29 protein-coding genes are annotated in these 25,273 nt (G+C 41.9%); 15 read left to right on the forward strand and 14 right to left on the reverse strand.

The features are described from left to right. Positions 1-366 precede the first annotated feature (366 nt). Together fliI and folE are read right to left on the reverse strand one after the other, a co-directional pair. Positions 367-1,674 carry a flagellar protein export ATPase FliI gene (gene fliI / locus UNSWCS_RS01570; protein WP_004317323.1) on the reverse strand — a complete coding sequence of 436 codons (1,308 nt, stop codon included), beginning with the start codon at positions 1,672-1,674 and terminating at the stop codon, positions 367-369. Beyond that, complete coding sequence (gene folE / locus UNSWCS_RS01575) at positions 1,671-2,243, reverse strand: GTP cyclohydrolase I FolE (protein ID WP_012001018.1); 573 nt, start codon at positions 2,241-2,243, stop codon at positions 1,671-1,673. The genes fliI and folE overlap by 4 nt, the downstream gene beginning before the upstream one ends. 137 nt (positions 2,244-2,380) lie before the next feature. Between folE and tig the strand changes: the two genes are divergently transcribed. The 10 genes from tig to UNSWCS_RS01625 are packed head-to-tail and all read left to right on the forward strand — an operon-like array spanning position 2,381 to position 11,798. Then, the gene (tig, locus tag UNSWCS_RS01580; protein ID WP_021087078.1) at positions 2,381-3,712 is read left to right on the forward strand and encodes a trigger factor; all 1,332 of its coding nucleotides are present in this window, start codon (positions 2,381-2,383) and stop codon (positions 3,710-3,712) included. Continuing rightward, entirely contained in the window at positions 3,712-4,302 is a 591-nt protein-coding gene (gene clpP, locus UNSWCS_RS01585) for an ATP-dependent Clp endopeptidase proteolytic subunit ClpP (protein WP_004317374.1), read from the forward strand. The genes tig and clpP overlap by 1 nt, the downstream gene beginning before the upstream one ends. Positions 4,303-4,310: 8 nt before the next feature. After that, positions 4,311-5,345: a GGDEF domain-containing protein gene (locus UNSWCS_RS01590; RefSeq protein WP_021087083.1), complete on the forward strand. Its 1,035-nt coding sequence runs from the start codon at positions 4,311-4,313 to the stop codon at positions 5,343-5,345. A 1-nt stretch (position 5,346) separates the two neighbouring features. Then, positions 5,347-5,865, forward strand: a complete 519-nt coding sequence (def, locus tag UNSWCS_RS01595; protein WP_021087040.1) for a peptide deformylase — start codon at positions 5,347-5,349, stop codon at positions 5,863-5,865. After that, complete coding sequence (locus UNSWCS_RS01600) at positions 5,862-7,367, forward strand: YifB family Mg chelatase-like AAA ATPase (RefSeq protein ID WP_021087111.1); 1,506 nt, start codon at positions 5,862-5,864, stop codon at positions 7,365-7,367. Before def ends, UNSWCS_RS01600 begins: the two co-directional genes overlap by 4 nt. A gap of 1 nt (position 7,368) precedes the next feature. Further along, the gene (locus UNSWCS_RS01605) at positions 7,369-8,772 is read left to right on the forward strand and encodes a bifunctional ADP-dependent NAD(P)H-hydrate dehydratase/NAD(P)H-hydrate epimerase (RefSeq protein ID WP_021087047.1); all 1,404 of its coding nucleotides are present in this window, start codon (positions 7,369-7,371) and stop codon (positions 8,770-8,772) included. Beyond that, entirely contained in the window at positions 8,754-9,341 is a 588-nt protein-coding gene (gene purN, locus UNSWCS_RS01610) for a phosphoribosylglycinamide formyltransferase (protein WP_021087035.1), read from the forward strand. Before UNSWCS_RS01605 ends, purN begins: the two co-directional genes overlap by 19 nt. After that, positions 9,334-10,059, forward strand: a complete 726-nt coding sequence (locus tag UNSWCS_RS01615; RefSeq protein ID WP_021087117.1) for a TerC family protein — start codon at positions 9,334-9,336, stop codon at positions 10,057-10,059. The genes purN and UNSWCS_RS01615 overlap by 8 nt, the downstream gene beginning before the upstream one ends. Before the next feature lie 14 nt (positions 10,060-10,073). Continuing rightward, the gene (locus tag UNSWCS_RS01620) at positions 10,074-10,454 is read left to right on the forward strand and encodes a VOC family protein (protein WP_021087053.1); all 381 of its coding nucleotides are present in this window, start codon (positions 10,074-10,076) and stop codon (positions 10,452-10,454) included. Positions 10,455-10,466: 12 nt separating this feature from the next. Continuing rightward, positions 10,467-11,798, forward strand: a complete 1,332-nt coding sequence (locus UNSWCS_RS01625) for an MATE family efflux transporter (RefSeq protein ID WP_021087006.1) — start codon at positions 10,467-10,469, stop codon at positions 11,796-11,798. On the opposite strand, the gene UNSWCS_RS01630 is transcribed toward UNSWCS_RS01625, so the two are convergent. Genes UNSWCS_RS01630 through UNSWCS_RS01645 form a run of 4 tightly spaced genes read right to left on the reverse strand, consistent with a single transcriptional unit; the run spans position 11,779 to position 15,778 of the window. Beyond that, positions 11,779-12,585, reverse strand: a complete 807-nt coding sequence (locus tag UNSWCS_RS01630; protein WP_021087037.1) for a metal ABC transporter permease — start codon at positions 12,583-12,585, stop codon at positions 11,779-11,781. The genes UNSWCS_RS01625 and UNSWCS_RS01630 overlap by 20 nt on opposite strands. Positions 12,586-12,594: 9 nt before the next feature. After that, positions 12,595-13,377, reverse strand: coding sequence for a metal ABC transporter ATP-binding protein (locus tag UNSWCS_RS01635; RefSeq protein ID WP_021087079.1), 783 nt, complete (start codon positions 13,375-13,377; stop codon positions 12,595-12,597). After that, positions 13,374-14,867 (reverse strand): nickel/cobalt transporter, encoded by a 1,494-nt coding sequence (locus UNSWCS_RS01640; RefSeq protein ID WP_021087104.1) that lies wholly within the window; start codon positions 14,865-14,867, stop codon positions 13,374-13,376. The genes UNSWCS_RS01635 and UNSWCS_RS01640 overlap by 4 nt, the downstream gene beginning before the upstream one ends. Positions 14,868-14,869: 2 nt before the next feature. Then, positions 14,870-15,778 (reverse strand): metal ABC transporter solute-binding protein, Zn/Mn family, encoded by a 909-nt coding sequence (locus UNSWCS_RS01645; protein ID WP_021086628.1) that lies wholly within the window; start codon positions 15,776-15,778, stop codon positions 14,870-14,872. Between the two features lie 145 nt (positions 15,779-15,923). On the opposite strand from UNSWCS_RS01645, the gene UNSWCS_RS01650 reads away from it, so the two are divergent. After that, positions 15,924-16,283, forward strand: coding sequence for a Fur family transcriptional regulator (locus UNSWCS_RS01650; protein WP_021087036.1), 360 nt, complete (start codon positions 15,924-15,926; stop codon positions 16,281-16,283). On the opposite strand, the gene UNSWCS_RS01655 is transcribed toward UNSWCS_RS01650, so the two are convergent. Next, positions 16,274-16,666 (reverse strand): acyl-CoA thioesterase, encoded by a 393-nt coding sequence (locus UNSWCS_RS01655; RefSeq protein ID WP_021087070.1) that lies wholly within the window; start codon positions 16,664-16,666, stop codon positions 16,274-16,276. The two genes, UNSWCS_RS01650 and UNSWCS_RS01655, sit on opposite strands and share 10 nt — an antisense overlap. Before the next feature lie 46 nt (positions 16,667-16,712). Between UNSWCS_RS01655 and UNSWCS_RS01660 the strand changes: the two genes are divergently transcribed. Next, complete coding sequence (locus tag UNSWCS_RS01660) at positions 16,713-17,438, forward strand: class I SAM-dependent methyltransferase (RefSeq protein ID WP_021087048.1); 726 nt, start codon at positions 16,713-16,715, stop codon at positions 17,436-17,438. Here the strand turns inward: UNSWCS_RS01660 and UNSWCS_RS01665 are convergent. Then, positions 17,435-18,313, reverse strand: coding sequence for a DMT family transporter (locus tag UNSWCS_RS01665; protein ID WP_021087039.1), 879 nt, complete (start codon positions 18,311-18,313; stop codon positions 17,435-17,437). The genes UNSWCS_RS01660 and UNSWCS_RS01665 overlap by 4 nt on opposite strands. Further along, the gene (locus UNSWCS_RS01670; RefSeq protein ID WP_021087109.1) at positions 18,310-19,059 is read right to left on the reverse strand and encodes a DUF4197 domain-containing protein; all 750 of its coding nucleotides are present in this window, start codon (positions 19,057-19,059) and stop codon (positions 18,310-18,312) included. Before UNSWCS_RS01670 ends, UNSWCS_RS01665 begins: the two co-directional genes overlap by 4 nt. A gap of 108 nt (positions 19,060-19,167) precedes the next feature. Between UNSWCS_RS01670 and UNSWCS_RS01675 the strand changes: the two genes are divergently transcribed. After that, entirely contained in the window at positions 19,168-19,725 is a 558-nt protein-coding gene (locus tag UNSWCS_RS01675) for a manganese efflux pump MntP family protein (RefSeq protein WP_021087026.1), read from the forward strand. Here UNSWCS_RS01675 and UNSWCS_RS01680 read toward each other — a convergent pair. Next, a complete protein-coding gene (locus tag UNSWCS_RS01680; protein ID WP_021087090.1) occupies positions 19,722-20,480 on the reverse strand; it encodes an exodeoxyribonuclease III in 759 nt (252 codons plus the stop codon). The genes UNSWCS_RS01675 and UNSWCS_RS01680 overlap by 4 nt on opposite strands. Before the next feature lie 53 nt (positions 20,481-20,533). Between UNSWCS_RS01680 and UNSWCS_RS01685 the strand changes: the two genes are divergently transcribed. Together UNSWCS_RS01685 and UNSWCS_RS01690 are read left to right on the forward strand one after the other, a co-directional pair. Next, positions 20,534-20,893 (forward strand): diacylglycerol kinase, encoded by a 360-nt coding sequence (locus UNSWCS_RS01685; RefSeq protein ID WP_021087030.1) that lies wholly within the window; start codon positions 20,534-20,536, stop codon positions 20,891-20,893. Between the two features lie 7 nt (positions 20,894-20,900). Beyond that, the gene (locus UNSWCS_RS01690) at positions 20,901-21,128 is read left to right on the forward strand and encodes a replication/maintenance protein RepL (protein WP_021086992.1); all 228 of its coding nucleotides are present in this window, start codon (positions 20,901-20,903) and stop codon (positions 21,126-21,128) included. Between the two features lie 29 nt (positions 21,129-21,157). Here the strand turns inward: UNSWCS_RS01690 and UNSWCS_RS01695 are convergent, their stop codons facing one another. The 4 genes from UNSWCS_RS01695 to rpsT form a co-directional block, all read right to left on the reverse strand. Beyond that, positions 21,158-22,723 carry a flavocytochrome c gene (locus tag UNSWCS_RS01695; RefSeq protein ID WP_021087124.1) on the reverse strand — a complete coding sequence of 522 codons (1,566 nt, stop codon included), beginning with the start codon at positions 22,721-22,723 and terminating at the stop codon, positions 21,158-21,160. 359 nt (positions 22,724-23,082) lie between these two features. Continuing rightward, complete coding sequence (locus tag UNSWCS_RS01700; RefSeq protein ID WP_009295093.1) at positions 23,083-23,502, reverse strand: TOBE domain-containing protein; 420 nt, start codon at positions 23,500-23,502, stop codon at positions 23,083-23,085. Between the two features lie 311 nt (positions 23,503-23,813). Continuing rightward, the gene (gene prfA / locus UNSWCS_RS01705; protein ID WP_021087008.1) at positions 23,814-24,881 is read right to left on the reverse strand and encodes a peptide chain release factor 1; all 1,068 of its coding nucleotides are present in this window, start codon (positions 24,879-24,881) and stop codon (positions 23,814-23,816) included. 14 nt (positions 24,882-24,895) lie between these two features. After that, the gene (rpsT, locus tag UNSWCS_RS01710; RefSeq protein ID WP_004317319.1) at positions 24,896-25,165 is read right to left on the reverse strand and encodes a 30S ribosomal protein S20; all 270 of its coding nucleotides are present in this window, start codon (positions 25,163-25,165) and stop codon (positions 24,896-24,898) included. Between the last annotated feature and the right edge of the window lie 108 nt (positions 25,166-25,273).

Below are 25,273 nucleotides of genomic sequence, written 5' to 3' on the forward strand. Positions count from 1 at the left end.
TGTGAAATTTTGCTTTTTTATTAAATTTGAACTCAAAACTACAGCTTGGCAGATGCCAACTTATAGGCACTAGCATAAATTTACTACCTTAGCCTCTGCAAAATGGTATTTTTTATCCAAAAAACCAAAAATTTTAAATTTATCCGCCGTTTGAAGCGTGGGCGTGACTATTTTTTATAACGTTTTATCATTTTTACTAACACAAAAGCCGCCCACTTCATGAAATTTAGCCCCAAAAACCCAGTAAATTTCAAACACGCTTCCGCGACTTTTGCAACAACACTTTTCCGCACCAAAAAAGCAAAATTTACCGATCTTTTTAATAAAAGGCTATGAAATTTTAGTAGTCAAATTTATGCAGAAATTTTACTGATTGATCTTATCAAGCAGCTCTTCGACCTCTTCAAGCGCAAAGGCCTCTTCTGAGCTTTGTTTTAAGAAGCTCTCCATAAATTCTTTTTTCGAGATCGCAAGGTCAAGCTCCTTGTCGCTGCCCTTTTGATATGCGCCGATGCGAAGTAGGACCTCATTTTCTTTTAAAAGCGAGTAGAGGCGCTTAAATTTCATCGCATTTAGCTTGTGTTCTTTGCCGATCACGTCGCCCATGACACGCGAGGCCGAGTTTTGGATATTGATAGGTGGGTAGATGCCAAAGTCCGTTAGCTCGCGGCTTAGCACGATGTGGCCGTCTAGGATAGAGCGGCTTTGGTCAGCTATCGGGTCGCTCATATCATCGCCCTCGACTAGCACGGTGAAAAATGCCGTGATACTGCCCTTGCCCTCCTCTTTGCCGGCGCGCTCCATCAGCTGTGGTAAGAGTGTAAGCGAGCTTGGCGGATAGCCCTTTGAGGTCGGTGGCTCGCCAAGCGCAAGGCCGATCTCACGCTGTGCCATCGCAAAACGCGTCACACTATCCATGATGAAAAGCACGTCGTTGCCCTGCTGTTTGAAGTATTCAGCCACGCTCATCGCGCAAAAGGCGCCGTACTTTCGCATGAGCGAGCTATCGTCACTTGTCGCTACGATGATGACCGTGCCCTCTAGGTCGCCACCTAGGTTTTTTTCGATAAATTCAGGCACCTCACGGCCACGCTCACCTATTAGCGCGACTACTTTTATGGGAGCTAGCGTATTTTTTACGATCATGCCCATGAGGGTTGATTTGCCCACGCCTGAACCTGCGAAAATTCCCAGCTTTTGCCCTTTGCCGCAGGTAAGCAGCCCATCTATCGTCTTTATGCCAACGCTAAAAGGCTCGTTTATAAGCCCCCTTTTCATCGCATCTATGGGCGCTCTCATGATCGGCATATATTCAGTCGTATCAATCGCCCCTTTGCCGTCAATGGGCTTCATAAATGGATCGACCACGCGACCAAGTAAATTTGGCCCCACAGGTATGCTCATGCCTTGATCGCTCTCATAGACAAAGTCGCCTATCCTAAAGCCCTCGACAAAGCCAAATGGGCTGATATAAGCGCCATCTGTCTTTATCTGCGTGACCATGCCAAGGCCGTTTTTGCTCTTGTCTTTTGCCACTATGCGCACGATGTCGCCGATACTTGGGCGAAGTCCGGTGATCTCTATCGTAGTAGCTGTGATCTTTGTGATGACGCCAAAGGTATTTGAGAGCTTCACGCCCTCTTTAAGCCTTGAATTTATACGCTCTAAGCTCAAAAATGCGTTTCCCTAGGCGAATTTATAAGAGAGAAAAACTCCCGTCTTGTGTCTGCGTTTTTGATAAAGCAGCCCCTAAGCGCCGAGGTCGTCGTAGTCGAGTTTATCTTCTCCACGCCCCTCATCTCAACACACATATGCCTAGCCTCAACGACTACGCCAACACCTTTTGGAGCGATAACGTCCTCAAGCGCCTTTGCGATCTGTTCGGTCATCTGCTCTTGAATTTGCAAGCGTCTGGCGTAGATATTTACCATGCGTGGAATTTTACTAAGGCCAACAACCTTGCCATTTGGGATGTATGCCACATGCACACGGCCAATTATTGGCAACAAATGGTGCTCGCAAAGGCTGTAAAACTCGATGTTTCGCATTAAAACCATTTCGTTGTTTGAACTAGTAAATAGCGCGTCACCAAGCACCTCTTTTGGGTCCTGCTCGTATCCGCTAGTTAGAAATTTAAAAGCTTTATAAACGCGTTCTGGGGTTTTAATAAGCCCTTCTCTGTTTGGATCTTCGCCGATAATAGTTAGCATATTTTTAACTGAATTTTCAAAACTCTCTTGCATAAATTTTCTCCATAATTTTATCGCCAAATTCTACGTTAAAACGCCTTTTATATCTATAAAAATTTACAAATTTACAATGAAATAAGGAAAATTCTGCTATATTTTGGGCTAAAAATTTGTATTCATAAAGGAATTCGATGGAAATCAAAATCAAAGCTCTAGATAGCGTAAATACCCTAGCAAGCACAACTGTAAGTGCAGATGCTATAAAGTCTAGCGTAGAAAAACTAGCAAAAAAAGCAGCAAAAACTATGAAAGTAGATGGCTTCAGACAAGGCCATGTGCCAGTCGCTGTCGTGCTAAAACGCTACGAGAAAGAGCTGACAAACGACGCTGAGCAAGATGTCTTAAGAGATGTAGTCGAAGAGGCTATCAAAAAAGCGGGCAAGAAAAATGACGACCTTATCGGCGAGCCTATCGTTTCAAAATTTGACAGAAAAGATGACAAGATCGACGTTGAGCTAACAGTTTCATTTAAGCCAAGTGTCGATGTGAGCGGCTATGAGAGCTTGATACCAGAGTTTTCAAACCCACGCGTTTTGAAAAAAGATATCGATGAGAAAAAAGCTGAACTTCTAAAAATGATAGCTCCGCTTGAAAAAGTAGAGGGTAAAAGAGGCCTAAAAGTTGGCGATTTTGCTAAATTTGACTTTGAGGGCTTTGTTGATGGCGTTGCATTTGAAGGTGGCAAGGCTGAAAACTACGTGCTTGAGATCGGCTCAAACCAATTCATCCCAGGCTTTGAAGATGGCATGGTAGGCATAAAAGCTGGTGGCGAAAAAGATATCGAGGTTAAATTCCCAGAAAACTATGGCGCTGCACATTTAGCTGGCAAAGACGCTGTTTTTAAAGTCAAACTTCATGAAATTCAAGAGAGAAAGATCCCTGAAAAACTAGACGAAGAGATGCTAAAAACTATCCTTCCAAACGAAGAAAAACCAACTGAAGAGCTACTTGAAGAGCGCATAAAAGAGCAAATTCGCCAAGAGAAAATTTATAAACTTATAAACGAAGAGCTAAAACCAAAATTTGCTGAAGCTGCGGTTGAGAAATTTAAATTTGACGTGCCAAAAAATATCGTCGAGCAAGAGATCGATATGCAGTTTAGAAACGCATGGAGCTCATTTACTCCAGATGATATGAAGAAATTTAGAGAAGACAAAGACGCTCTAGCTAAAAAACGTGACGAGTATAGAAAAGACGCTGAAAATAGTGTTCGCCTAACTTTCATCATCGATGAGCTAGCTCGCGTAAGAGGCGTGAAAGTGAGCGATCAAGAGGTCGTTCAAGCGATCTACTTTGAGGCGTATAGAAGCGGTCAAGATCCAAAAGCGCACCTCGAGATATACCGCAACCAAGGCATGCTCCCAGCTATAAAGATGTCGATGATCGAAGAGAAGCTATTTAGCGAGCTTTTTAACAAAGAAAAAGACGAGAAAAAAGCAAGCAAAAAAGAGAAGGCTGAGTAATGAGCTATTACGTTCCTGTCGTAGTTGAAAGAACTAGCAGAGGTGAGCGAAGCTATGATATATACTCCCGTCTTTTAAAAGACAGGATCGTTATGCTAAGTGGCGAGATAGAGGACGGCATGGCTGCTTCTATCGTCGCTCAGCTGCTATTTTTAGAGGCTGAAGATCCAGATAAAGATATCTACCTTTATATAAACTCACCAGGCGGCGTGATAACAAGTGGCTTTAGCATCTATGACACGATGAACTACATAAAGCCAGATGTTTGCACTATCTGCATCGGTCAGGCCGCTAGCATGGGCGCATTTTTACTAAGCTGTGGCGCACCTGGAAAGAGATATGCTCTGCCAAATTCTCGTATCATGATACACCAACCACTTGGCGGTGCTAGAGGACAAGCAACTGATATCGAGATACAAGCTCGCGAAATTTTACGTTTGAAAGAAATTTTAAATGGAATTTTGGCAAAAAATACAGGTCAAAAACTAAGCAAGATCGTAAAAGATACTGAGCGTGACTTTTTTATGAGCTCAGCTGAAGCTAAAGAGTATGGACTTGTCGATAAAATTTTGGAGAAAAGTTTTAAATAAGGCCCAAAGTGATAAAGATAGATAACGCACCAGATCCAAAAAGAAAAGCAGCTAAAGCAAAACCAGCTGTCAAAAAAGAAAAGGTAAATATCTATAAATTTTCAGAGGACGTTTTGCACGAACTAAGTGACGACAACGTCCCATCTACGCCAACAAACTACTCTATCTACTTTGAAAAGATGCTTGATGGGCAGTCAGATGAGTTTAGAAAAGAGATCGGCGATATCATCGTGGCAAATTCTGAAAGCTCAGTGCCAACAAATGGCAACATTTCTATCGAAAAAGAGGTAAAACAAGGCTTTATCCAGATAAAAAGCATGCTTCAAGCAGTCGTGCTCATCTATAAAAATTTAGGCATTATGAGAAGTCTAGTGCAAAAGCGCATGGATGGGCTTAAAAACAACACAAACGTCCTTGCGCTGCAAAATGTCTTAAGCGCCTTCAACCAAGACCTTATCAAGCTAAACGACCTCATGGACAAGCACCTTGACGTCATCAAGATGAGCTACGAAGAGGTCGGCAAGATGTTTAAGGCGATCGAAGAGCAGTCGATCTACGACACAACATACGAGGTCTATAACAAGAAATTTCTAGTAGCGACCATAAGCAGCGAGATAGAGTCTGTTAGGCGCTACGGCTATAATGCCTCATTTTTGCTAGTCAAGATAAAAGACAAATTTGCAAACCGAGTTAAAAATTTAAAAGAGCGAAACAATATGTTTAAAAGTATGTCGCAGCTTCTTTTAAGAACTTCACGTAGGAGCGATATAGTCGCACACTACGGCGATGGTTGCTTTGCTATGGTGATGAAATACACCGACGAAAATGGCACAAAGCAAGCGTGCGCGAGAATTTTAAACATGCTCTCATCTATGCCTTGGAAGATCGACAACGAAGAGTGCAAACTAGATGTGCAGATCGTCTCAAGCATGATCTCAAAGACAAAAAGTACCGAAGAGTTGCTCTCTCACGCACTTGACAAGCTAGAGACCAACCAAGACCTAAATGAGCCACTATTTTTAGACGAGAAAGCAGAGAATTAGTTTGATCCTAGACGTTTTATCCTATCCAAATAAAAAGCTTTATGAAATTTCAAAAGAGGTCAAAGTCTTCGATGAGAAGCTTCACAAACTTCTTGATGATATGTATGAGACGATGATCGCAAAAGAAGGCATCGGTCTTGCAGCTATACAAATAGGCGTTGCAAAGAGAATTTTCATCATAAATTTAGCCAACGAAGAGGGCGTGCAAGATAAAGAAAATTTAATCGAGATCATAAACCCAAAATTTGAGCTACGTGAGGGTGAGTGTGTCTATCAAGAGGGCTGCCTTAGCGTGCCTGGCTACTACGAGGACGTTAAGCGAAGTGAGGTCGTTAGCATCAAATTTCAAGACCGCTTTGGCAAAGAGCAGACCTTAAAAACTGACGGGCTACTAGCGATCGCTATCCAGCATGAAAATGACCACCTAGACGGACATCTTTTTATAGAAAAAATAGGCTTTAACAAACGCAAAAAATTCGACAAGGAATACAAAAAGCAGAAAAAAGAAAAGACATCATGAAGTCCTTAAAATGTGCTACATACGGCGACGGACTAAAGATCATTGATGTTGAGTCGATCTTTTCTCGTGGGCTTCCTGGCTTTAGCATCGTGGGTCTTGCAAGCACCAGCATCAAAGAGAGCACGGAGCGCGTAAAGGCAGCACTTTTAGCGCTTGACTTTGCCTTTCCAGCACAAAAAATAACCATAAATTTATCCCCCTCAGACCTGCCAAAAAGTGGCTCACACTTTGATCTAAGTATCGCACTTCTCATCGCCCTTCAAAAGGCAAAAAGCTTAGAAAAAATTTTCGTTTTTGGCGAGCTTGGACTTGATGGCAGTGTAAAAAGCACGGCAAATTTGTTCTCGATCCTACTTTTTTTAAGCACGCAGGTGCAAAAGGCAAAAATTTTAGTGCCAAGTGAGATAGCTGCAAAAGCCTCAATGATCCCAAATTTAGAGGTTTATGGCGTTAGCACACTAGAAGAGGCGATCAAGTTTTTTAGCGACACAGAATTTGCTAAAAGCACTCATTTTAACGCCACGCACGAGCTATTTTCAAATGTGATAGAAGTTGGCGGCAAAAGATATGTTCCAAATTTAAATTATGAGCTTGATTTTAAGGACGTTTTGGGTCAAGAAAGAGCCAAAAGAGCCTGCGTCATCGCAGCCGTTGGCATGCACAATATCCTATTTGAAGGCAGCCCAGGCAGCGGTAAGAGCATGTGCGCAAAACGCCTCGTCTATATCATGGCACCACAAAGCTTAGAAGAGGTGCTAAAGTCCGCCGCCTACCGCTCGCTCAATCTTCAAGATAGCGAATTTACAAGCATTAGAGCCTTTCGCTCGCCGCATCACACCTCGACAAAAAGCTCGATCTTTGGCGGAGGCTCGAACGTCGCAAAGATCGGCGAGATCGCACTTGCAAATGGCGGAGTGCTATTTTTTGACGAGTTCCCACACTTTGCTAAACAGGTGATAGAAAGCCTTAGAGAGCCACTTGAGGACAATCAAATCCACATCGCAAGGGTAAATTCAAAAGTGACTTATGAGACTAAATTTATCTTCGTAGCCGCTCAAAATCCCTGCCCTTGTGGAAATTTATTCTCCCGCAACCTAAACTGCAAATGCAGCGAAAATGAGATAAAAAACTACAAAGCCAAAATTTCAGCCCCAGTGCTTGACCGCATCGATCTAAAAGTCGCCATGGACGAGAGCTCGCCAGATGATAAGGCAAGTTTAAGCTCACGGCAGATGAGCGAGATGGTGCTAAAAGCCTTTATCTTTCAAAAAAAGCGGGGTCAAGATGAGCTAAATGGCAAGCTTAGTGACGCGCAGGTGGCTAAATTTTGCACATTAAACACCGAGGCAAGTGAAATTTTACAAAAGGCCGCCACAAAGTATAACCTCTCTCAAAGGGGCATAAAAAGGACGCTTAGAGTGGCTAGAAGCATCGCTGATCTTGATGAGAGCGAGCAAATTTTAAAGCCCCACATCCTAGAGGCGCTTAGTTTTAGGGCATAGAATGAAAAATTTATATTTAGATACGAGAGTTTTGGACGAGCGAGCAGGCGAGAAATTTGACCTTAGCGAAGAGCTGTTAATGGAAAATGCAGCCACAGCTATAGCAAATTTCATCCGTAAGAAATTTAAAAAAGGCGAGAGGGTGCTTGGCATTTGTGGTGGCGGAAATAACGGTGCAGACGTGCTTTGCGCTTTAAGGATGCTAGATGGCGAGTTTGAGTGTGAATTTATCCTAGCTAGTAAAAATTTAAAACCACTTGCGAGCAAACAGCTTGAAAGGGCTAAATTTGCTGGCGTGCGAGAGAGCAAAGATGTAGAAAGTAGCTTAAATATCGCAAAATGCCTCATAGACGGACTTTTTGGCTCAGGGCTAAATAGAAATTTAGACGAAAAGCACATAGAGCTTATCTCAAAAATAAACGCCAGCCCTGCTTACATCATCGCTTGCGACCTGCCAAGCGGACTAAGTAGCGATGGTAAGGTGCTTGGCGCTTGCGTAAAAGCAGACGTGACTGTCACGATGGGAGCTAAAAAGCTAGGGCTTTATAGTGACGCGGCAAAGGACTACGTGGGCAAGATAAAGGTCGCCACTCTTGGCATAAGCGCGCAAAACTACGAGTGCGAGAGCGACTATCACTTGCTTGAAAAATGCGACCTTATACTTCCAAATAGAAAAAATCAGTGCGTAAATAAGGGCGACTTTGGCCACGCATTTATCATATCTGGCGAGCACATAGGAGCTAGCAAACTTTGCGCCAAGGCAGCATTTGCCTTTGGGGCTGGGCTAGTTAGCGTGATAGGCGAGCAAGGTTTAAATTTGCCAACGCATATCATGCAAGCTAGCAAGATAAGTGAGAAAATGAACGCTGGAGCCCTTGGCATGGGACTTGGCAAAAAGGGCGTAGAAGAGCTTGAGGTGCAAATTTTAAAAGGCAAAAAGCTTGTGCTTGACGCTGATATCTTTTACAGCCCAAAAGTGCTTGATCTGCTAAGCAAAAACTGCGTCTTGACGCCTCATCCAAAGGAGTTTTGCTCGCTTTTAAAAATTTGCAAAATAGCCGATATAGATGTGCAAACTTTGCAAGAAAACAGATACGCTTACGCGAGGGCTTGGAGCGAGAAATTTAATGCCGTTCTTGTGCTAAAAGGGGCAAATACTATAATCGCCAAAGATGGGCAAATTTACGTCATGCCTTATGGCAAAAATACGCTTGCAAAAGGCGGCAGCGGCGACGTGCTAAGCGGTCTTGTGCTAGCACTTTTGGCTCAAGGCTACGAGCCACTAAATGCTGCCATCTCAGCCACTTTAGCTCATGCGCTTAGTCTTAGAAATTTTGACAAAAACAGCTACGCGCTGGAGCCAACAGACATCATCAAAGGAATAAAATGCTTACGAAAAAGATAGCCGTGCTTTTTAGCGGCAGTGGCTCAAATTTAGAAGCGATACTTAAAAAAGTTCATAACCAAATTTTTAACGGCGTAAAGATCGAAGTTTGTCTTTGTATCTGCAATAAACCTGGTGCATTTGGCATCGAGCGAGCTAAGAAATTTGGGCTTGAAACGACGATAATAGAAAGTGCTAAATTTGACAAACGTGAGGAATTTGACGCTGTTTTGGTGGAGCAAATTTTAAAAAGCGGGGCTGATCTAACGGTTCTTGCAGGCTTTATGAGGATACTAACACCAGTTTTTACGGCGCAGATAAAAGCCATAAACCTTCACCCATCTATCCTGCCGCTTTTTAAGGGCGCGCATGCGATAAAGGAGAGCTTTGAGAGCGACATGATGATAGGCGGTGTGAGCGTGCATTATGTGAGTGAGGAGCTTGACGGGGGCAAACTGATCGCGCAAAGGGCATTTGAGCGCGAGGACGGCATGAGCTTGGAGGCTTGGGAGGCTAAAATCCACGCCATAGAGCATGAAATTTTGCCACAAAGCATAATAAAAATTTTAACAAAGGAAGTAAATGTTTGAATGGTTGAGTTCGCCAGAGGCGTGGATATCGCTACTTACGCTAACTGGCTTGGAGATAGTTTTAGGCATAGATAACATCATATTTATCGCTATTTTAGTAGGCAAATTGCCACCAGAGCAAAGGGGCAAAGGCCGCATTTTAGGGCTTGGCTTTGCGATGATCACCAGGATCATCCTGCTACTTTCGCTATTTTGGATCATGAAGCTTACAAAGCCGCTCTTTAGCATAGGCGAGCTTAGCATCACTGGGCGCGATCTAGTGCTCATAATAGGCGGTCTATTTTTGATAGTAAAATCATCAATGGAGATCCACGCAAACGCCACTGGCAAGCATGAAGAGGCTCACGAGAGCAAATCTCATCCAGGATTTTTTGCAACTATCCTAGAAATAGGCATTTTAGACATAGTCTTTTCGCTTGATAGCGTTATCACCGCAGTTGGTATGGCTCAGCACATCGATATCATGATACTTGCCGTCATCATCGCAGTTGGTGTGATGATGTTTGCCTCAAAGGCGATCTCAGAATTTGTCGATAACAACCCAACGATAAAAATGCTCGCACTAGCATTTTTGGTGCTAGTTGGCTTTGCGCTCGTGCTTGATGGCTTTGGCGTGCATGTGCCAAAAGGATACATATACTTTGCTATGGGCTTCTCGCTAGCGGTTGAGTGCATAAATATCTACGCTAGAAAAAGGGCATTAAGAGATCAAAAATAAAGATGTGAGCCAAAATGCAGATAAAAAATTTAGATCACATCGTGATCGTAGTAAGCGACGTTGAAGAGGCGCTTAAATTTTACTGCGACATTTTAGGCATGCGACTAGCTCAGAAAGACGGTCACATTAGCCTAAATTTTGGCTCGCAAAAGATAAATTTACATAGGTTTGAGGGCGAGTTTTTACCTGCGGCAAAGCATCCAACAAAGGGCAGTGCTGATATATGTTTAATAGTTGAAGACGACATAGAAGACGTGCGCTCAGAGCTTCTTGCAAAAGGCGTAGAGATCGAGCTTGGCATCGTTAGGCGAAATGGAGCACTTGGGGCAATGAAGAGTTTATATATTTACGACTTTGATGGAAATTTGATAGAACTTAGCTCATATACCATTTAGTAAGAAGACAGCTTGGACCTACTAAAAGACCCGCTAAATAAACTAATCATCTCGCTCTCGCTGCCAGCTGGCGTGGGCATGATGTTTAACACGCTTTACAACGTCACTGGCACATTTTTCGCCGCCAAAATTTCAACCCTTGCAGTTGCTGGCATGGCGATGAGCTTTTTGCTCTATCTAAGTGTCGTTGGTATTGGGCTTGGCTTTGGCTCGGCACTCACCGCGCTAATAGGCAACAGCCTAGGCGCAAACAAACCAAAAATGGCTAAGCTTTATGCGGCAAATGGCATCGTTTTTGTGCTTCTTTTTGCCTTATTTATGGGGCTATGTGGCTACTTACTAGCGCCAAATTTACTAGTCATTTTAGGTGCTGATCATCACTACATCGATGAAGCACTTGACTACGCTGGCGTCATCTTTCTTGCTGCTCCATTTTTCTTGCTTATAAAATCGCTCAATGGCATACTTGTCGCACTTGGCGATACTAAAAGCTACCGCAACTGGCTATTTTGCGGCCTTTTTATCAACGCATTTTTTTGCTATCTTTTTGCTTTTATCTTTGCTCTTGGCGTAAAAGGTCTTGCACTAGCAACGGCTAGCGTGCAGTTTTTAGGCATGATCTATCTCTTTTTTAAAGTTATAAAAAGCAAGATGATAGAGCCTAGAAATTTAGGCTACTTCGTGCCAAATTTCACCGTCTGGGCAAAGATACTAAAGCAAGCCTTGCCAGCTTGTCTAAACTACCTCTCAATGTCGCTTGGCTCGCTTGTGCTTTTAAAATTTGTAAGCTTTTACGGCGTCAATGCAGTCGCAGGTTATGGCATAGCCTTAAGGATCGAGCAAATTTTAGTGCTTCCAACCATCGGCATGGCAGCAGGAGTGCTTAGCATCATCTCAAGAAACTACGGCGCTAAGAGCTTTCAAAGAGCGATGCAGTGCTACAAACTATCGCTTCTTTTTTTGCTCATCTACTGCGCCTTTGCCTACATCTTTATAAGGCTTTTTGGCGAGAGCGCGATCAAGCTCTTTGACAGCACGCCAGCCGTGCTAGAAGTGGCAAAACTCTACCTTGGCATCAACTCACTTGCCTACATGGCTTACGGCACGATAAACATCTCAGGCAGCACGCTACAAGCGATAAAACGCCCAGTGGCGATCTTTTTGCTAAATGGCTTTAGACAGCTCGTGCTTCAATGCTCGCTCTTTTACGTGGTGGTCTTTTGGCTAGGACTCGAGATCAAATTTATGTGGCTAGCGCTCTTTTTTAGCGTCTATTTTACGGCGATTTGCTTTTTGGCTTGGACGCTTTTTAGGTTAAAAAGAGCTACGAGCGCAAGCTTTTAAATTTAAAGCTAAACGCAAAAAAGCAAAGCGAGGCGACTAAGATGATGCTAGCTCCGCCTGTGATGTTAAAATAAAAGCTGATCACAAGACCGATAAAGCAAAAAATGATAGAAAAAATGGTTGAGATTAGCATCATTAGCCCCAGCCTTTTGGCAAAAATTTGAGCAATATATGGCGGTATGGTAAGTAGCGCGATGACAAGTATTAGCCCCACGACGCGGATCGTAGCCACCACGCAAAGCGCCATCATACAAACTAGCAGATAGTGAAAAAATGTCGTATTTACCCCGCGAAGTTTTGCAAACTCCGCATCAAAGCTGATCGCCACAAACTGGCGGTAAAAAAGTGCGATGAGCGCCAAAAACAAGAGGTCTAAAACGCTCATAAACGCGATATCTGTGCCGCTAACCGCAAGGATCGAGCCAAAAAGATAGCTCATAAGATCGGCGTTATAGCCAGGTGTGAGGTCGATGAAAATGATGCCAATCGCCATACCAATCGCCCAAATAGCGCCTATTACAGAGTCAATGTTTGTCTTGTCTTTTAGCGTGATCGTGGCGATGATGAGTGCTAAAAATAGTGAAAATATGCTCGCTCCAAAAAGTGGCTCGAGCGAGAAGAAAAATGCAAGCCCTATGCCGCCATACGCGCCGTGTGCGATACCTCCAGCGATGAAAGTCATCTTGTTTATCACCACAAGCGAGCCTATCATGCCGCATATTATGCTTACTAAAATGCCCACAATAAAGGCATTTTGCATAAAATTTAACTCTAAAATTTCGCTCATTTTCTCTCTTTAAAATTTAAAAACATTGCTCTTTGTTTTTTCACAACCGCACTCGCCAAGTGCGATCTCGACATCACAAAAATGGCTATGCGTTCTAGCTAGATGCTCGATAAATTCCCTCTTTGCAAGGTTTTCATGCGTTTTATGAATGTGTAAATTTTTACTCACGTAAGCGATCTTTGTAGCGTAATTTAGCACAATATTTAGGTCGTGACTGACTAAAACTACGCCCACGCCATTTGCGTTTATGCCCTTTAAAATTTCATAAATTTCAGCCTGCCCTTTTGTGTCGATGCTTGCTGTTGGCTCATCTAAGATAAGCACTTTTGCATTTGCGCAAAGCGCTCTAGCGATATAGACGCGCTGCCTTTGACCGCCACTTAGCTCGCCGATCCTTGCGTTTGCAAACTCCCTCATGCCGACCTTTTCAAGAGCACTTAGCGCTAGGGCTTTCTCATCTTTTGAGTAAAAGCCAAAGATTTTTTTATCGATTAGCCCCATTAAAACAACTTCTAAAACCATCATCGGAAAGCTTTGATTTGAGAGGAAATTTTGCGGCACGTAGCCTATAAATTTGCTAACCTCGCTTGGCTCTTTGCCAAAGAGCTTGATCTCGCCACTTTGAGGCTTAAGCAGACCCAAAATGAGCTTTAAAAGCGTGCTTTTGCCCCCGCCATTTGGACCAATTATCGCTAAAAACTCGTCGCTACTATACTCTAAGTTAATATCCTCTAAAACGACTTGTTTATCGTAGCTAAAGTTTAAATTTTTAATTTTTATAATATCTTTCAAAACAGACTCTTTTGCGTAAATGTCGTGACAAAAATGAAAAGTCCAAGCCAAAGCATGATGCCAAGGGCTGCAAATTCTGCGTAGATTTTAAACTTTTTTAGCTTAATGTTCGTGCTGATCTTTGAGCCAAAAACTGCCGCTACAAATATCACCAAGCTCATGCCAAGCGCCATAAATACGCCACTTATCACACCTGCAAAGTAGCTACCTATCTCATTTGCCAGCACAAAGACTAGTATCGTGCCAGGACAGGGCACAAGAGCCGCAGCGGCCGCTACTAGCCACTCCTCTTTACTCTTTGGCTTTTTGGTTGAGCAAATTTGACAGCCACATTCACTTTTAAATTTTGTATTTTTACTCAAGTTTTGGCTTAGATTTGATCTAAAAATATAAAATTTAGTCTCATTTTTGTTTGAAAGGTAAAATTTGATCTTTTTAATGAGCATAAAAATCGCCACAAAAAAGATCACAACTCCAGAAAACGCAGTCGTTATACTAGCAGTGTCCTTTGTAAGGTCGCTGCTTACTTCACGAAGCAGTAAAAAGCTAGCAAAGACAAAGACAAATGCACCCACGACGTGCAAAAAGCCGATCTTTAGTGCAAATAAAAACGCCCTTTTGTAGCTGCCTCCAGTTGCGGCAAAATATGAGCTTGTTAGCACCTTGCCATGGCCTGCTCCAGCAGCGTGTAAGAAGCCATAGCCAAATGAGATAAATGCCAAAAATAGCAGCGCAAGCGGACTTTTGTAATCCACGCTTCTTAAAATTTGCTTTAGCCTATCAAGCAAGCTTAGACTAGTTTTTGAGACGATGTCAAATTTCGCCTCGTCGATCTTGTCTATCTGGCTTAAATTCTCATCGCTCGCGCCTGCTACTGGCTCTTTTAGCAGCTCTTTAAGCGCTGGCTTTTGGTTGTGAGCTTTGGCCGCTTCTTTGCTTGAAAACGTAAAAAATATCAAATTTGAGTTTGAATTTGGTATCGCCCAGAAGCTTTTACCCACCAAAAATGCGTTATTTTGCGTAAATTTGAAGTTAAAATAGCTCTCTTTGTCTTCCATATCAACCGACACGACAAGTCCGTCAGCGATCACTAAATTTGTTTTAAAACTCACGTCAAATTTAAGCCTGCCCTCGTCAAAATAGAGCTTGTAATTATTTAAATTTGGCTCTATTTTAGTGGCATTTTCATCCTTGTAATAATACTCAATGTCCGTCAAATAGTGCCTTGGCACGAGGTAGTCGAGTAAATTTAGGCGGATCTTTCTAAGCTCTTTATCGTCTATCTTTTCATCTTGATTGAGGTCAAAATTTTGCTTCATCAGGTCTGAGAAATTTTGCGAAAAGGTCCAAGTAAAGGCTATCTGCGTGATATTATTTTCGTGTGCGATAAATTTCGCGCTAACGTGAGCTGTTGGGCTATAAAGCGAGCATAGAGCACACCCGAAAGCATTTATCGCTAGTAGGCAAATGACGATCAGGCGTGCTAACATTTTTATAGACTTTTAGCGAAAATTTCAGCCGTTTTTTTCATCTCGGCTAGCCAGTTTTCAGGCAGTTGGTCTATCATGACGACCTTTGAGCCAGTCTCTTTTGCGATCAAATTTGCAGCCTTTGTTGGGAATTGTGGAGCCACGAAAATGACCTTTACACCGTGCTCTTTGGCTTCTTCTATGAGCTCTTTTAGCTCAGCTGGCTTTGGCTCTTTGCCCTCTATCTCGATGGCGATCTGCTCTAAGTTATAGCGCTTTGCAAAGTAGCCCCAAGATGGGTGATATACGATAAATTCGCGAGTTTTGACATCTTTTAGCTCATTTTTGATAAAGCTATCAAGCTCGTCAAGACTAGCTTTAAATTTAGCCAAATTCTCCTCATAAAGCTTTGCATTTTGTGGGAATTTCTCTATTAGCGCTTTTGCGATGTTATCAGCTTGAGTTTTTACTAAGATAGGGTCAAGCCAGATGTGTGGGTCAAGGCCGTCATGGTGGTGATGATGGTGCTCGCCCTCGTGGTCATGGTGCTCATGCTTATGCTCACCATCGTGCTTATGCTCGTGGTGCTCTTCATGTTCATGCTCCTCGCTCATAGCGATCTTTTCGATGCCCTCTTGCGTCTTTACGATGCGTAAATTTTTAAACGTCTTTGAGAAGCGATCCAGCCACGCGTCTTCAAACTCGATGCCGATAGCAAAGTAAAGCTCGCTCTTTTCAAGCTCCTTCATCTGCTTTGGTTTTGGCTCATAAGTGTGCGGATCAGCGCCTTTGCCAACCATCGCATTTACATCTAGCGTATCTCCAGCGATCTGCTCGACAAAAAATTTCGTTGGCAGTATGCTAGTAGTCACAACCGGCTTTGCAAAAAGAGACAAAGCACAAACAGCTAAAAAAACGATAATTTTTCTCATTATCTCTCCTTTAAAAAATAATTGCGAAGTTTAGCAAAATGCAACTTGGTTGCAACTTAAAATACAAAAGCCTAAATTTAGCCTTTTCTTTTAAATATAGTTTAAATCTTTTAGCGTTAATATACGAAAAATCAAAAGGGCAAAGATGAACGCGAGAAATTTCTTAGAAGAGCACAATATCAAGGCCACGACGCTTCGCATAAAGCTTGTTGAAATTTTACAAAACGCCAAAACGCCGCTAAGCTACGACGAAATTTTAGAGAGCCTTGACGCAAACAAGACGACCTTTTATAGAAGTATGGAAATTTTTGAAAAAGAAAATCTCGTGATAAAAACCGAAAACAACCACAAGAGCTACTACGAGCTGGCAAATGAAGCCAAAGCCTACTTCATCTGCGACGTCTGCCACAAGGTGACAAACATCGATATGCCCCGCCTAAACGTCGCTAAAAATATAAAAAGTGCCGTGATAAAGGGCGTTTGCGACGAGTGCGATCACGAGTAAAGTGCGATGATCTCATCCGGGATAGCTTTTGGGCGGTTTTTCTCAAGGTCGATATAGACAAACTCCGTCTTGCCAGTTGCTATTAGCTCGCCATCTTTTTTAAACTCAAAATATCTGCAAGATGTCGCCTTGCCATCGGCCTGCGTGTAGGTGTGAATTTCTATCTTGTCCATCAGCTTTGCGCTTTTTATATATTTTGCTTCATTTTTTCTAATGAGCCAAATTTCACCCCTTTTATACTGCGCCTCAACCGTGTCGCCAACTGCGGCAGAGTGGGCAAATGCGGCCTCTTGCATAAGCGTGAAATAATAGACATTATTCATATGTCCGTGCATGTCGATGGCTTGTGGTGGGATGGTGACGTGATATATAAAATCTCTCATTTTTGACCTTTTTTGCTAAAATTATAACCAAAAATGAGGAGCTAAAATGCAAAATTTATGGGATAAAAAGGCGTCAAACTACCAAAGATTTGACGGCAAGATCAGCGCTATCCAGCAGCAAATTTTTGCCAAAGCCTTGGCTTGGGGGATAGACTTTAACGGCAAAGAAATTTTAGATATCGGCTGTGGCACGGGCGTTTGGAGCATATTTTTATCAAAAACGGCTAAACATATAACAGGCATTGATAGCTCTGAAAAGATGATAGAAATTTTAAACGAGGACGCAAAGAGATTTGGCGTGACAAATTTAAGTAGCGAGGTTTGCTCGTGGAGAGAATTTAAGCCAGCAAGGCTCTTTGATATCGCTATTTGCACGATGAGCCCGGCCATTGCAAGCGACGAGGACTTCATGAGCTTTCAAAACTGCGCCAAGCAAAAGCTCTATCTTGGCTGGGACAAGCCTAGAAGTTCTGATCTACTTGAGCCATTTTTTGAAAAATTTGGCCGCGTACTCTCTCAAAAAAACATAGTAGATAGGCTTGAAGCGTGGCTAAATGAGCAAGGCATCGCTTTTAAGAGCCAAATTTTAAATGAGACAAGGATCGCTAGACGAAGCGTGCAAGAAGCAGCTGAAAATATCTGCTGGCACCTTGAGATAAACGGAGCTAAAAACTACGATGAAAAGACGGTTTTAGTGATGTTAAAAGAGAGATTTGAGGGTGAGTTTATAGATGAAAAGATAGACTCACAAATGAAGCTTTTTGTCTTTTAGAGCTTAAATTTAGAGCAAATTTGCTTGCCAAATTCGCTAAAAATGACGCCAAAGATGATGAGCATGGCTCCAAAAATTTGCCAGATGCTAAGTATCTCGCCTGCAAAAAAGTAGCCTATTAGCCCAGCAGAGACTGGCTCTAGGCAGAAAAACAAGGCCGCCTTGCTAGCGGTCGTGTATCTTTGAGCGATAGTTTGCACAAAATAGCAAAATATAGTGCCTATCACCGTCGTGATAAATATCGCTATGAAAAATTCCCTATCAAAATTTGGCACGATACTGCCCTGAAAAAGCGCAAAAACAAGCGAAAGCAGGGCGTTTGTAAGAAATACCACAAAGACAAGCAAATAAAGCTCGCTCTTTCTAACAAAGTGGCCATTTAGCGTAGTATAAAGTGCGTAAAATATCGCGCAGACAAGCGCTAGCGCCTCTCCGCTCCCAAGTGCTAGCGTGGCGCCACTTAAGAGCCAAAGCCCAAAAATAGCGACGATAGCGCCTAAAATAGCAAAAATGGTTATTTTATTTTTAAAAATAAAAGCCGCCATAAAAGGCACTATCACGCACTCAAGCCCCGTGATAAAGGCGACGCTCGAGCTAAAAGTGAGCTTTAGGGCGTAAGTTTGCGTGGCAAATGATAAAAATAGCACCGCCCCAAGGATAACGCCGTAGATAACGCTCTTTTTATCAAATTTCTTAGTAAATTTAAGCGCGACAAAGCCCATAAAGATAGCCGAGAGAAAAAAACGGCAAAAGAGCATGACAAAGACGCCATTTGTCTTTAGCGCATTTGCCATGGGTAAAAACGTAGCGCCCCAAACGACGGCAACTACGATAAGAGCGATGTCGGCTTTGTTTTGAGCGCTTAAATTTCTCATTTAAAGATCGAGTCTAGCACCTTTTTGCCGCTATCTAGGCTAAAGCCGCTTCTTAGCCCCTTTTCCTTCTCGCTCATCACGTTAAATAGCCCATCTAGCGTCTTTCTCGTGATATAGGCGTTTAGGTCTTCGCCTTCATCTGGCACATATTCGCTTGCGCCTAAATTTTTAGCTAGGCTTTTGACTGATTTTATCGTTTCGTTGTTTTTAGCTGAGCTGCCGATGAAAGAATTTAGCCCATTATAGGCAGTCGCAAAGCTATTATCGCTCATCATTTTCTCAATTATCGGTGTAAATGCCGCCTTTAGTTTTTGGCTAGAGCTTTGCTGCAAATACTTCGTAACGCTGTCGCTACCGCCGTTAAATAGCTTTTTAACATCAGCCTCGCTCATATTTTTTATGCTCTCGCTAAAAATTTCAGCAGCCTTTGGCACAGCCGTGGTCGCAGCGTTGTTTATCGACTTGCTAAGGTCCTGCGCCCACTTCTCGCCGCCCACTTTTTTGGCTAAATTTGACGCCATCTCAAGGCTTTTTGGGAGTGGGATTTTAGCTGTGGTGTTGTTTACAAAGCCCTCTTTTGAAAGCTCGCTAACAGCCGCATTTAGCGCCTCGCTAACTAAGCTTTTATAGTCGCCACTTGATGCGTGAGTAGCGATTTTGACGCCTTTATTTATCATATCATCCATGCTTGCTGCTTGCAGATTTAAAACAAGCGCGCCACAAAGTATAACAAGAGATCTTTTCATCTTCTCTCCTTTTTTAAATTTAAAGCAAAATCATACAAAAAATATCTAAACGCTTAAAATAAATTTAATATTTTTGCACTAAAATTCACCCTTTTTTGAGGGGAATTTATGCAGCTTTTACTTCTTAGCTTCGCTCTTAGCATGGATAGCGCGGCTCTAAATATGGCAAACGGCGCAAGGTATAAAAGCCTTGGCTTTGGCAAAATTTTATTTATAGCTTTTATGCTTGGCTTTTTTCAGTTTCTCATGCCGCTTCTTGGCTATTTTTTAGGCATTAGCTTTGCTAAATTTATAAGTTCTATCGATCACTTCATCGCATTTTTTATACTCTGTTTTCTTGGCTTTAAAATGCTAAAAGAGGCCTGTAGTAGCGAGGCTGGCGAGTCATTAAGCATGGATATTAAGACCATTTTTGTGGGTGCATTTGCCACGAGTATCGACGCACTTGCCGTTGGTGTCACACTTAGCTTTGAAGCGGTTAGTATATTTAAAAGCGCGCTCATCATCGGCGTAGTCTGCTTTGTGCTAAGCCTAGCCGCCTTTTACATCGGTAAATTTATGGGTGAAATTTTAGAGAAAAAGGCGCTTTTTTTAGGCGGAGCGATACTTATATTTCTAGGCTTTAAAATCCTCATCACCCACCTGCTTGAAGAGGGCGTGCTCTAAATTTCTATCTCTATGCCAACTGGGCAGTGGTCGCTACCTGTGATCTCTGGCAGGATAAAGGCATCTTTTAGCCTATCCTTTAGTCCCTGTGATATGAAGAAATAATCAATCCTCCAGCCAACATTTTTCGCCCTTGCGTTAAAGCGGTAGCTCCACCACGAGTAAGCGTCTGCAACGTCGCCATTTACGGCTCTAAAGGTATCTATAAAGCCACTTTTTAGCACCTCATCTATCCAAGCGCGCTCGATAGGCAAAAAGCCAGAAGTTTTGGCATTTGTCTTTGGATTTTTCAGGTCGATCTCGCGGTGAGCGGTATTTACGTCGCCACAAAATATCACCTCTTTGCCGCTTTTTACAAGCTCTTTGCAGTAAGCTAGAAATTTCTCGTAAAAGTCCATCTTGAATGCCAGGCGCTCGTCGTCCTTTTGGCCGTTTGGAAAGTAGATGTTAAAAAGCACGATGTCGCCAAATCTATGCTCCAAAACTCGCCCCTCCGTGTCGTCAAAAAAGGCCGCCTTTTGCGTTTGCACGTCAAATTTTGCTAGACTCATCACACCAGAGTAGCCAGCCCTTGCGCCTGAATTTACACTGATATCTTTAAAGCCAAGGTTGTAAATTTCTTTTGGCACGTCATCTTCTTTGACCTTGATCTCTTGCAGTCCCAAAAAATCAGGCCTAACCTCATCAAGCCAAGCAAAGCCCTCTTTTGCCACGACTGCACGCAGACCATTTACGTTCCAGCTAATAAGTTTCAAATTTCATCCTTTTTTTAATTATAATTATGCCAAAAATCACAAAAAGGAAAGTTATGAGAAACCAGCCAACGTATAAATTTTTTAAAAATTTTGGCTACGCAAGAGAGGGTTTGGCTGAAATTTTTAAAAATGAAAAGAGCTTTCGCATAGAAATTTGCATATTTTTGATAGCTGCGATCTCGCTATTTTTTTGGAAATTTGACCTTATTTTTAATCTATTTTTGATCTTTAGCATGGCATTTGTGCTAGTTTGTGAGTGTTTAAACTCAGGGCTAGAGCGAGTGACTGATCTTGCAAGCCCAGACTACCACGCACTAGCAAAGGCAGCAAAGGACGCTGGAAGTGCGGCCGTGATGATCGCAAATTTCTTATGTGGCGCGCTTTGGTGCGTGGCTATATATTATAAATTTTGAGATTAGCGTGAAAGAGCAAATTTACAAGGTGCTTCTTGGCGAGAAAAAGGTAGAGATCATAAATTTACTTTGCGAGCTAAGCGATGAAAATGGCTTTATCATGCTTAAAATTTCAGAAATTTGCGAAAAGCTAAATGTGAGCAAACCAACCGTGATAAGCACGTTTAGGCTGCTTGAAGAGAAGAAAATTTTCGAGCGAGTAAAAAATGGGGTTTATAGATTTAAAAATTTATAGTGGCAAGCAAACGCCTGCCACTAGTAGTTTTAGCCTATGGTCTCAGCAGCGATCATACCAAATGTCAAGCAATCAGTTATAGCCACTGATCCTAGACGGCTGGCTCCGTGAACGCCACCTGTGATCTCGCCAGCTGCATATAAATTTGGTATAGGCATAGCTGTTTGAGAGTTCATGACTTGGGCTTTTGTGTTGATATTTAGGCCACCCATTGTGTGGTGAACTTTTGGCGTGCCACGCTCTGCGTAAAACGGCGGAACTGAGATATCAATGCCCTTTGTCGTAGTCGCAACAACTGGTTTGCCAAAGTCCTCATCAACGCCTTTTTTGACAAATTCGTTGTATCTTGCGACTGTTTTTTTGAGCTCATCAACTGGGATCTTATACTCAGCTGCCAAGGCATCAAGTGTGTCAAATTTCTTGCAAATTCCAGCTGCGATAGCCTTTTCATAGTGAGCTGGAAGCATGTGAGGAAGTGCTCTTGAGTCACAGAAGTTGATAGGGAAGTTTTTATCGTCTTCGCCCTTTTCATGGATGACTTTAAACATCGCTTCAGTTCTTGTCCTGCGGTCTGCAAGCTCATTCATGTAGCGTTTGCCAGTTCTTGGATTGACTGAAATTCCAAACGGAAAAGCGCCATTTACGTTAAACATAGATCCAACGCCAAAGCCTGTCTCATCAGCACATCCCCAAGGGCCGTATTGGATCCAGCTTGGCTGAACTGGATAAGCACCAGCTCTAAACGCCGCTAGAAGCGCACCTGCTGTTGAGCCTGGTTGGTTTGTCGAGTCTGTCTCAGGTGTGATCCTTGGATCTTGAAGACGTCTAAAAATTTTATCCCTACAAAAGCCACCAGCTGCTAGTACGACGCCTTTTTTGGCTTTTATATATTTTATATCGCCACCTTTGTTTTCGACATCGTCACTCATCAAATTGCCATCAAATTTGTAGTTTTCTCTGACGATGACGCCCACAACTGCGCCCTTGTCGTCAAAGACGAAATCATCAAATTTTGTCCTTTTTTTGATCGATGCGCCATCTAACTTTTCAAATGTCGCAGTCATAGGGAGCACGATGCCAGCGCCGCTGCCGACCTCTGTTTGAAGGCTTCTTGGCACTGAGTGACCGCCCGCGTGAGTGATCTGGTCGATATATTTTGCACCACAATCAATTGTGAGTTTGTAAGCATCTTGCGCTCTCTCGCCGATCTTTGCCAAAAGATCAACGTGGTTGATGCCGCGACCTGCTTTCAAGCAGTCTTTGATAAATAGCTCGGTGCTATCTTTGATGCCAGCTTTCTTTTGCATGTCGCTGTTTGGAACGGCAAAAATTCCGCCATTGATGACAGAGTTGCCACCTGTGCGGCCCATCTTTTCGATCAAGACGACTTTGTTGCCTTTTTTGGCTGATGTCACGCCAGCTGCAAGAGCTGCAAAGCCTGAGCCGATGATGACTACGTCATACTCCTCGTCCCATTTGACATCTTTTTCGTTCATCGCGCTAGCCATTAAATTTGTTGCGCCAACGCCTAGTGCCGTAGCACCGATAGCGCTAAATTTGACAAAATCTCTTCTAGATAAACCTGAATTTTTCATGCTCTCTCCTTTGAAGTAAGATAATTGCTATTAAGCATTATAGGGTAATTTATTAAAATTTGCAATTTAATTTTTAAAATTAAATTTTATTAAAGATTATACCGAATAGGACGTAGTTTGGTAATATTTATTGACACTATTTTTATCCAAATTTGACTTTGGATTTACGCTAAATTGGCATTTATAGTAAATTTAGTATAAAATTTGGAGATTTTATTTTTAAATTTAGAAAAAATAAGTATTAATTAAATTTTGTATTTTGAAAAATTTATGAGAAATTTTAGGATTTGGTTTTGGATATTAACTTAAGTTTAGAAATTAATTTAACTAGAGGATCGGAGCAAATTTGCCCCGAGAAATTATTTAACGCCAACTATGATTTGAGTTGCTTTAATAATAGCAGTTACTTTGTCGCCTGCTTTTAAAGCCAAGTTATGAACTGACTCTCTTGTGATGATAGCTGAAATTTTGCTGCCATTTGCGTCAATGATAACCTCAGCATTTACAGCGCCATCTTTTATCTCACTAACAACGCCTTTGATTTGGTTTGTTGCGCTAAGCTTGATGCTGTCGTCTTTTGAAACGATAACGCTTGAAGCTTTGAATAAAAATATAGCTTTTTTACCAACCTTAAGATCAAGAGCTTTCTCGCTATCAACTGTAATAGTTGCTTTTAGCACCTCGCCACCTGCTAGTTTGCCAGCTATTAGCGAATTTACCGCACCTGTTCTTACTTCTGATATCTCAACATTTAGTTGATTTCTTGCGCTTAGTGACATATTTTATCCTTATTTTGATTTAATGTTTGGGTATTATAGAGTATTATTATTAATGCGAACTTATGATCAATTAATAAAATTTTTTAATATCACAAGTAAAGATTTATAATTTACCAAAGCCCAAAATACCACACTAAATGAACTAAAATCTAAAAATTTAATTTAAATTATTTTTGAAAAATATATGAATAAATATTATTTTTTATTATAAAATAGACAAACTAAGATCGTTTCAAGATCAGATGACTTTAGATCTTAGTTTGTAGATTTTTGATTTTTAATGACTTGTTGAGAATTTATAAATTTTACGCTTAGATGCCAGCTTCAAGCATAGCTTCTGCTTGATAGTGAGTGATAAGCGGCTCGATAATCTCGTCAAATAATCCTGCAGCCATGATCGCATCAAGGCGGTAAAGTGTTAAATTTATGCGGTGATCGCTTATGCGGTTTTGCGGGTAGTTATAAGTTCTTATCCTGCCTGAGCGGTCTCCAGTGCCAACCTGACTCTTGCGCTCGCTAGTCTCTTTAGCAAGTCTCTCTTGCTCTTGCATCTCGTAAAGTCTAGCTTTTAGCACCTTCATCGCAGCTTCTTTGTTTTTGTGCTGACTCTTGCCATCTTGGTTTGTGACAACAAGTCCAGTTGGTATGTGCGTGATCCTAACGGCACTATCAGTTGTATTGACCGACTGACCGCCATGACCTGAACTTCTCATAACATCAACTCTTATATCATTTGGATTGATCTCGATCTCGCTGTCTTCAACCTCTGGCATGATAGCCACAGTCACAGCCGAGGTGTGCACCCTGCCCTGGCTCTCAGTCTCTGGCACGCGCTGAACCCTATGTGTGCCACCTTCAAATTTTAGCCTAGAGTAAGCGCCTTTGCCCTTTATGAGCACGATGATCTCTTTAAAACCGCCAGTGTTGCCCTCGCTTTGGCTAACGATCTCAAATTTATATCCACGAAGCTCTGCATATCTGATGTAAGCATTAAAAAGATCTCCAACAAATAGTGCAGCCTCGTCACCACCAGTACCTGCGCGAATTTCTAAAAATATATTTTTATCATCGTTTGGATCTTTTGGAAGAAGTAAAATTTTGATCTCTTCTTCAAGCTTCTCTCTTGAAATTTCTAAATTTTTAAGCTCTTCTTTTGCAAGCTCACCAAGCTCAGAGTCCTCAAGTAAGGCTTTATTCTCTTCGATGTCGTTTAGAATTTGTAGATATTTTTTTGCAGCAGTTGCGACTGGTTCGATAGATGATTGCTCTTTTGAGAGCTTTGTCATCTTTTCGATATCGTTTGCTATATTTGGATCGCTTAGAAGCGTAGAAATTTCATCATAGCGATCCAAAAATGGATGAAGTTTATCAGCAAACATTAAAATTTAATAGATTAAGCAGCTTTTAGAGTGTTTACTAATTGAGCAAGGCGACTAACGCGGCGAGCAGCAGTTTGTTTCTTCAAAAAGCCTCTACTTACGAAGCTGTGGATGCTTTTGTTAGCAACTTTTAAAGCTTCATTTGCAGCATTTAGATCTTTAGCTTCTACAGCTACACGCACTGCTTTTGTGATGTTTTTAAGTCTAGTGCGGTAAAATCTGTTTCTTTCTGTTCTTTTTATAGTTTGTCTAGCTCTTTTTTCAGCAGATTTATGGTTTGCCATAATATACCTTTTTTGATAATTTTAGTCCGTGATTATATGAAAAATATATTTAATTGTAACTGAATTTAAGTCTGCTTTAAAACAAATAAAATTTTAGATTTTAAATTT

Source organism: Campylobacter concisus UNSWCS (genome assembly GCF_000466685.1).
In the GTDB taxonomy this organism is placed as follows: Bacteria; Campylobacterota; Campylobacteria; order Campylobacterales; family Campylobacteraceae; genus Campylobacter_A; species Campylobacter_A concisus_A.